This window comes from Kitasatospora sp. NPDC001175 (genome assembly GCF_053598215.1).
Genome location: NZ_JBSFJU010000080.1, coordinates 21,324 through 28,284, shown reverse-complemented (window position 1 = coordinate 28,284; position 6,961 = coordinate 21,324). Strand labels below are relative to the sequence as shown.

General features: G+C 71.4%; 7 protein-coding genes. 2 read left to right on the top strand and 5 right to left on the bottom strand.

Translation table 11 applies throughout. The annotated features are described in order from the left end of the window. Together ACWDAK_RS35265 and ACWDAK_RS35260 are read left to right on the top strand one after the other, a co-directional pair. Positions 1-464 (top strand): hemerythrin domain-containing protein (locus ACWDAK_RS35265; protein WP_449806531.1); only part of this gene is annotated, 464 nt, incomplete at its 5' end. Positions 465-1,079: 615 nt separating this feature from the next. Next, positions 1,080-2,036, top strand: a complete 957-nt coding sequence (locus tag ACWDAK_RS35260) for a TIGR03557 family F420-dependent LLM class oxidoreductase (protein ID WP_425557879.1) — start codon at positions 1,080-1,082, stop codon at positions 2,034-2,036. A 113-nt stretch (positions 2,037-2,149) separates the two neighbouring features. Here ACWDAK_RS35260 and ACWDAK_RS35255 read toward each other — a convergent pair whose 3' ends face one another. From ACWDAK_RS35255 to ACWDAK_RS35235, 5 genes are all read right to left on the bottom strand, one after another. After that, complete coding sequence (locus tag ACWDAK_RS35255; protein ID WP_427395652.1) at positions 2,150-2,836, bottom strand: HAD family hydrolase; 687 nt, start codon at positions 2,834-2,836, stop codon at positions 2,150-2,152. 281 nt (positions 2,837-3,117) lie between these two features. Then, positions 3,118-3,378 (bottom strand): DUF6213 family protein, encoded by a 261-nt coding sequence (locus ACWDAK_RS35250; protein ID WP_344641322.1) that lies wholly within the window; start codon positions 3,376-3,378, stop codon positions 3,118-3,120. 47 nt (positions 3,379-3,425) lie between these two features. Beyond that, complete coding sequence (ku, locus tag ACWDAK_RS35245; RefSeq protein ID WP_344641321.1) at positions 3,426-4,544, bottom strand: non-homologous end joining protein Ku; 1,119 nt, start codon at positions 4,542-4,544, stop codon at positions 3,426-3,428. Beyond that, a complete protein-coding gene (locus ACWDAK_RS35240; RefSeq protein WP_427395651.1) occupies positions 4,544-5,527 on the bottom strand; it encodes a hypothetical protein in 984 nt (327 codons plus the stop codon). Before ACWDAK_RS35240 ends, ku begins: the two co-directional genes overlap by 1 nt. Positions 5,528-5,960: 433 nt before the next feature. Further along, complete coding sequence (locus ACWDAK_RS35235; protein ID WP_344641207.1) at positions 5,961-6,944, bottom strand: ArsR/SmtB family transcription factor; 984 nt, start codon at positions 6,942-6,944, stop codon at positions 5,961-5,963. Positions 6,945-6,961 lie beyond the last annotated feature (17 nt).

Genomic DNA, 6,961 nt, shown 5'->3' with positions numbered 1-6,961 from the left:
AGGAGCTGCGTGACCTCGTCGACGAGGTCACCATCGAGCTCGTGCGGCACTCGGTCGCCGAGGAGCAGTACCTGTACCCGGCGGTGCGCGAGCACCTCCAGGGCGGCGACCGGCTCGCGGACAAGGAACTCGCCGACCACGCCCGCGTCGAGAAGATCCTCAAGCAGCTAGAGAAAATGAACACCGACGACGCGCACATGAGCATGATGCTGCAGCAGCTCATGGACGAGGTCACCGCCCACGTCCAGGACGAAGAGAACAACCTCTTCCCGATGCTGCGCCAGGCCTGTACCCCCGAGGTGCTCGACGATCTCGGCGACAAGATCCGGCGGGCCAAGGCCATGGCGCCGACCCGCCCGCACCCCGCCGCCCCCGACACCCCGACGGCCAGCAAGATCCTCGCCCCTGGAGCGGGTCTGGTGGACCGGGCCCGCGATTTCGTCACCGGCCGCGGGAAGTCCTGACCGCCTCCGGGCTGCGGTGAGTGCCACCTGGGGTCGGGACGCAGCCATCCGGTTCTGGCCCCAGGCCGGGCGCGGCGCGACGCGGGTCATGCCATCGGCCGTTGCAGCCTGGACCGGGCCGAGCTCGTGCAACTGCTGAGCGTGGAAGGCGCCGGGCTGCCGTAACGGCGCGGCGAGACGACCGGGTCGCAAACCCATACCCGATCGAGGGACACGACAGTCAGTCAGGGGCACCCTACGGGCGTCGCCGCGCGATGGGGCTACGCCCGACCCTGGACTGACCGCCCTTGCCGAGGCTGGCTGGCTATGGGCCAGCCCCGGCCGTGCGGCGGCCAAGCAGTCGAGGACGTTCGCGTCGCTCTGCCGGAAGAGACGCAACCGCACCCGGGCAGGGTGAGCGGATGCGGACCTGGCCGGACCACGGCGAGGATTGCTACCGCGGCTTGGGATGCCTGGCGGGCAGGGTCGCCCGGAGCCACCACCGCTTTGATCGAGGAGCCAGGCCGACGTGTCCTGCCCGTTGTCGGCGACCTGCGGGATGAGGCGTGGTGCCCGGGTGCGGCCGGGGTAGCCGCAGTGGAAGGGGGCTGGGCTTTGGGAGAGGAGCAGAAACCGATGACCGAGTACGGCTACTTCCTGTCGTGTGAGGAGTTCACCCCCGGGGAGCTGATCGACCAGGCCTGGCGGGCGCAGCAGGCGGGATTCACGAGGCTGGCGATCTCCGATCACTTTCATCCGTGGAACGACGCGCAGGGCAACAGTGCGTTCGTGTGGTCGGTGATCGGTGCGCTGTCGCAGGCCGTGGACCTGCCGGTCACCACGCTGGTGACGTGTCCGACGGTGCGGTTGCACCCGGCGGTCACCGCGCAGGCCGCCGCCACCTCCAGCGTGCTGCTCGGCGGGCGCTTCGCCCTCGGTGTCGGGACGGGGGAGGCGTTGAACGAGCACATCCACGGCGGGGCGTGGCCGTCGTTCGAGATGCGGGCCGAGATGCTGGAGGAGGCCGTCGAGGTGATGCGCGAGCTGTTCACCGGCGAGCAGGTCAGCCATCGAGGCCGGCACTACACGGTCGACAACGCCCGCCTCTACACCGCCCCTGATCACCCGCTGCCGATCCTGGTGTCCGCCTTCGGGCCGAAGGCCGCCGAGCTGGCCGGACGGATCGGTGACGGCTTCGTCACCATGACTCCCGACGCCGACCTGGTGGGTGCCTTCCGCGACGGTGGCGGCGCGGGCAAGAAGGTGGTGGGCGGGGTGAAGGTGTGCTGGAGCAGCAACCGGGACAAGGCCGTCGACATCGTGCACCGGCTGTGGCCGACCGAGCTGCTGCCCGGCGAACTCGCCCAGATCCTGCCCACCCCGGCGCATTTCGAGCAGGCCACCGAGCTCGTCACCCGCGAGATGGTCGCCGACACCGTCACCTGCGGCGACGCCGCGGAGGAGCACGTGGAGACCGTGCGCGCGTACGCGCGGGCCGGATTCGACGAGGTGTACGTCGGGCAGATCGGCCCCGACCAGGAGGTCTTCTTCGACGCCTACCGGGAGCTGGTGCTGCCCGCCCTGCAGCACTGACCGGCGCGGGCCGCTCGCGGGACCGGCCCGGGCGGCGACCACGGGACCGCCACCCAGGGCCGGTCCCATGATCGCCGAGTCGCCCCCGTGTGTTCGAGCTGACGGTGCCGCGGTCAGCTGGCTCCGGTTGTGTGGCGGGCGGGGTCCGCGAGGGCGCTGTCGTCGAGGCGGGCGAGGAGTTCACCGACGCCGACGTGGACTTCCAGGGCGCCGGCCGCGAGCAGAGCCCGTTCGCCGAAGCCGCCGCTCAGCACCGCCACGCACGGCACCTCGGCCCGGGCGGCGGCCTGCACGTCCCAGGGGGTGTCGCCGATGAACAGCGCCTCGCCCGGCCCGGCCCCGGACTTGGCGAGGGCGGCATGGACGAGGTCAGGGGCGGGCTTGCTGGCCTCCACATCGTCGGCGCTGGTGGCGTGGTCGATCGCGTCATCGGCATCCAAAACGGCGCGCATGGCGGCCAGATCTCGTCCGGAGGCGGAGGAAGCGAGCGTGATCGTCCAGCCACGCCGCTTCAGCTCCCGCAGGAGTCCACCAGCACCGTCGAAGGCACGCAGGCGGGGCCAGAACCGGGCGAACAGCGCCTGATGCGCCGCACTGATCGCCTCATCATCTGCGTGGTCACGGTCTTCACCCAGCACGTGGTCCAGGAGCTGGTCGCCGGCCATGCCGATCGCCCCGTGGATGCGGGCCATCGCCGGGGTGTGGCCGAACTGGGCGAGCGCCTCCGTCCAGGCGACCGTGTGCCAGTAACTGGTGTCGAGCAACGTGCCGTCGACATCGAACAGTGCTGCGGCCGGCATCAAAGCCTCCCTCACTCACAACCCCGGACCGGCATGTCCACCCGCCCGACGCTACGGCCCGCCGGACGGTGCCGCACGGCCGCCGCGCCCGTTTGCCGCGCCATATCGGGAAGGGGCTCGGTCAGAACACACCGACGCCACGGGCTCGATCACAAGATTCTTCATTGCGGCGACTATGAGCGGCGTGGTGTTTGCCGCTCGTAGGTGAGGCCGATGTAGTCGCACGGGCGTCCGGCGCTGCGCCGTTTCGGCGACATTCGCGGTTCCGACGGTCGGGCGGTTCACCGGGTCGGTCTGGGGTCGGCAACAGCGATGCACTCGGTATCGAGTTGGTCAGCGAATCTTTCAAGTGCCGTGCAGAGCACGGCGGTAGTCTCATCGTCCATGCGGTGCTGGTCGCTGCGACGCCACGTTTCCCATAGCTCGGCGATCCCGCGCAGCATGTCGGTGACGGCGATGGCCGGGATGACCAGTTCGCCATCCAGCCGGTACACGGGCAGCCGGAACCGCTGCCCGTCCGATTCTTCGAGGTCGCTGTTCATTCCTTCGCCTCGTTCTGGCGAGTCAGGCGCTGAGCCGAGGGCCGGTCTCAGGACGCGGTGCGGAGACGGTGTTCTCGGTGCTTGGCGTGTTCGAGGGCGTGCTGGAGCTGGTCGCGGGTCATGGTGGAGCGCTGGGGGATGTCGAGGTCGCTGGCCCGCTTGTAGAGCTCGGCCTTCGTGAGCGCTGCCAGGTCCTCGGCTTTCGAGCGGGTGCCGGTGCGCTTCCTCGCCCCGGCGGCGGGCTGCGCCCGCTTCGCGGTGGTGGAGGCGGTTTTCTTCCCGCCGACGGCTTTCGGGGTGCGGCTGGGGCGGGGTGCGGTCTTGCGGGCGCGGCCGCGTGTGGGCTTGGCTTCTTCTGGTTCCCGGCCGGCTGCGGCGCGGTCCTTGGCGGTGGCCAGGCTGCGGTCGAGGACTTCCATGAGGTCGACGACGTTGGTGGGCGTCTCCTGGGGGCCTTGGGAGATGGCGATCTCCTTGCCGGCGGCCTTGGCCTCGATGAGTTCGCGGACCTGCTCGGAGAAGGTGTCGTGGTATTCGTCCGGGTTCCAGTCGACGGCGAGCATGTCGATCAGTTGCCGGGCCGCGGCGAGTTCCCTCTCGCCCACTTCGGTGCCCGCGGCGGGCAGGTCGTCGACCTCCCGGTGCGGGTCGCGGACCTCGTCGGCGAAGTGCATGGTGTGGGCGACCAGCATCCCTTTCTCGGCCCGGACCGCGGTCAGGTACTCCTTGCCGCGCATCGAGAACAGGGAGATCCCGGCCTTGTTCGACCGCTCCAGCGCCTTGACCAGCAGGGCGTAGATCTTGGCGTACTCCTTGCCCTTGGGGCCGAGGTAGTAGGTGGTGTTGAAGAAAATCGGATCGACCTGCTCGAGGTCGACGAACCCGCGGATGTCGATGGTCTTGGACCGGCCGGGGGAGAGCTGCTCCAGTTCCTCGGGCTCCATGATCACGTACTCGCCCTCGACCAGCTCATACCCCTTCACGATCTCGCTGTAGGGCACCTCTTCCCCGGTTCGCTCGTTGACCCGCTTGTTGCGTACCCGGTCCGCTGTCCCGCGCTGGATCTGGTGGAAGCCCACGGTGTGGGACTCGGTCGCCGAGTACAACGCCGTCGGCAGGGTCACCAGCCCGAAGCTGAGAACACCCGTCCAGATGGGCCTGGCCATCACCGACCTCCTTTCGCCCGCGCGGCTTCCACCGCCAGCTCATCCGCCCGCCGCCGCGCCGCCTCGGCGGCCTGTTCGGCTTCCCGCAGCGTGCGCCACGCGTCTTCCCGCTCGGCCTGCTTCCTCACATGCGCCCGCTCCACTTCTTTCTGCTCTTGCGCGGCCTGCTGGGCCTCGGCCTGTGCCTGGCGCAGCGTTTGGGCGGCGTGCTCCGCCCGCCGGGCGGCTTTCGCTTGGGCGGTGGCCAGGCGCTCGAGTTCGCGGTCGAGGCGTTGCACCGTCTGCCGTGCGAGGTCCAGGTCGCGCTCCGCCCGGCCGGCAGCGTCGCTGGCCTCGTTGAGGCGCTCGACCCACGCCCGGTCGGCAAGATCCGTCCGGTCGTGGGCGGGCGATGCGTGGGTGGCTGGGGCTGGTCGTGGGCGGCCGTCGCTGTGCTGGGACGGCGGGTGCGCACGGTGGGCGGGTGTCGGGGCTGCCGGGCGGTTGGGGAGTGCGAGGGTGGCGAGGGTGTCCGTGGTCGTCGCCGGCGGCAGGACCTCGGTCAGGCGGCCGGCGGCGAGAGCGTCGGCGGCCGCCTGGCTGCCGGTCGCGGCCAGCAGGGTCTGTTCCAGCTCGGCGAGCGCGCTCTGGCCCGTGCTGTGGCCGCGTGCGGTCGCCGCTGTGCGGGCGGCATCGACGAGCTGGGCGGCCAGGCGGTGGCGCTGCGCGGTGAGTTCGCGCATTCGCTTGCCCTCCAGCCGTTCCTGGGCCTCGCGCAGAGCGTGTCCGAGGTCCAGCAGGCGCTGTACGCCGGCGGGGTCGGTGCGGGTGAGGAGGTTGGCCAGCCAGGCGCTCTGAGTGGGGCGGCGCAGGCGGTGGATGCGATCGGCGAGTGCGCGCTCGCCCCTGTGCCGGGCCTGCTCGGCGGCCGCGTTGCGAGCCGCGGTGAACCGGTCCGGTGTCACCCCGTAGAGGCGCTCTGCCACCGCGTCGAAGTCCTCCACCAGCACTCCCGACCGCTGCCGGAGATCATGCCGCCCCGGGTTGGCGGCAGGGTCCACGCATCGGGGCCGAAACGGTGTCCCTGCCGCCGTCGCGGCATCCGGCCGCCCTTCCCACGGTGCCGCATGTCCATGGCGCACGCCTGTGCCAGAGGGCCGATCGGGCCCGGACACACAGAACGCGTACCAATCCCGCGGCTGCCCGCGGGCTGACGGGTGCTAGGTGGCCAAGGACGTCCCGGCCCGCGCCACCGCCAGCTTCGAACCCCGTCCGCTCCGCGCGGGAAGCTCCGGGCGCGGCGCGTGGCCGCCACGGAGCGGAGCCGGGGCCGGGGTCGATGGTGGATTCAGTCGTTCGGCGTGGTCGCCGCGGGAGGAGCGGCGGCGGGGGCATTCTGGACGCGTGAGACCTGGACGTGACGCGTGAGACCTGGGATCAACTATCGGCCTGGACGGCCCGGAGGAGGAGTTCGGCCGCGTCGGTGCGCAGGTACAGGACCGTGCGGCCGGTGCGGTGGCGCGCGAGTAAGCCGGCGCCGCGCAGGGCGGTCAGGTGGTGGGAGACGTTCGGGGCGGACAGGCCCGTGCGCTCGGCGAGTTCGCCGGTCGAGGCGGGGGCGTCCAGCTCGGCCAGCAGCCAGGCGCGGGTACGGCCGATCACCCGGGCCAGCCCTTCCGGCACCGCGTTGCCCGCCGTCTCCCACAGTGTTGCCACCCCGCGCGGCGGGTACACCAGGCCCGGCTGCCACGGCGGGTTCTGCTGGGAGAACACGCCGGGCCAGGCGAACACCGTCGGTACCAGGACCAGGCCCCGCTCCCCGTCCAGCCGCCGGTGGGCGTCGACCACCCGGTAGCCGATCCGCAAGGTGTCCCGTTCCCATACCACCTGCGGGTGCAGGTCGGCGAACAGCGCCGCCGGACCACCCGCGGCCATCTGCCGGGCCCGGCGCAGGATCTCACCCTCGGCGAGCCGCTCGATCCGGTCCCAGTGCGGGGCGACCGCGGCATCCCAGTACGCCCGGATCTCCGCCACCAGCCGGGCCAGACCGCGCTCCGGATCACGCGCCAACTCCGCTACCGACGGGGACAGTTCACCCCCGATCCGGGCGAGGTCGCGGCGCACCGTCGCGGGATCGGTGGCGGCCAGGTCGGCCAGCGCCTGCTCGATCGTCGGGCTGGACGCCGTCGGCACCGGAGTCAGGAAGTCCGGCACGTACACCGTCGGCAGCCGCACCAGCTGGGACAGCAGTTCCCAGCCCACCCCCGCCAGCCGCGCTCTGGCCTGCCGCACCCACGGCAGATGGACCGCGTGCCGGCCCGGGTCCTTGAGTACCTCAACGCTCGTCGTCACCTCGCACAGCGGCGAGCGGGCGAAACGCGTCCGGGCGAGGTCTTGTGCGGAGAACTCCCAGGTGAGCACGGGCCCTCCGTGAGGAT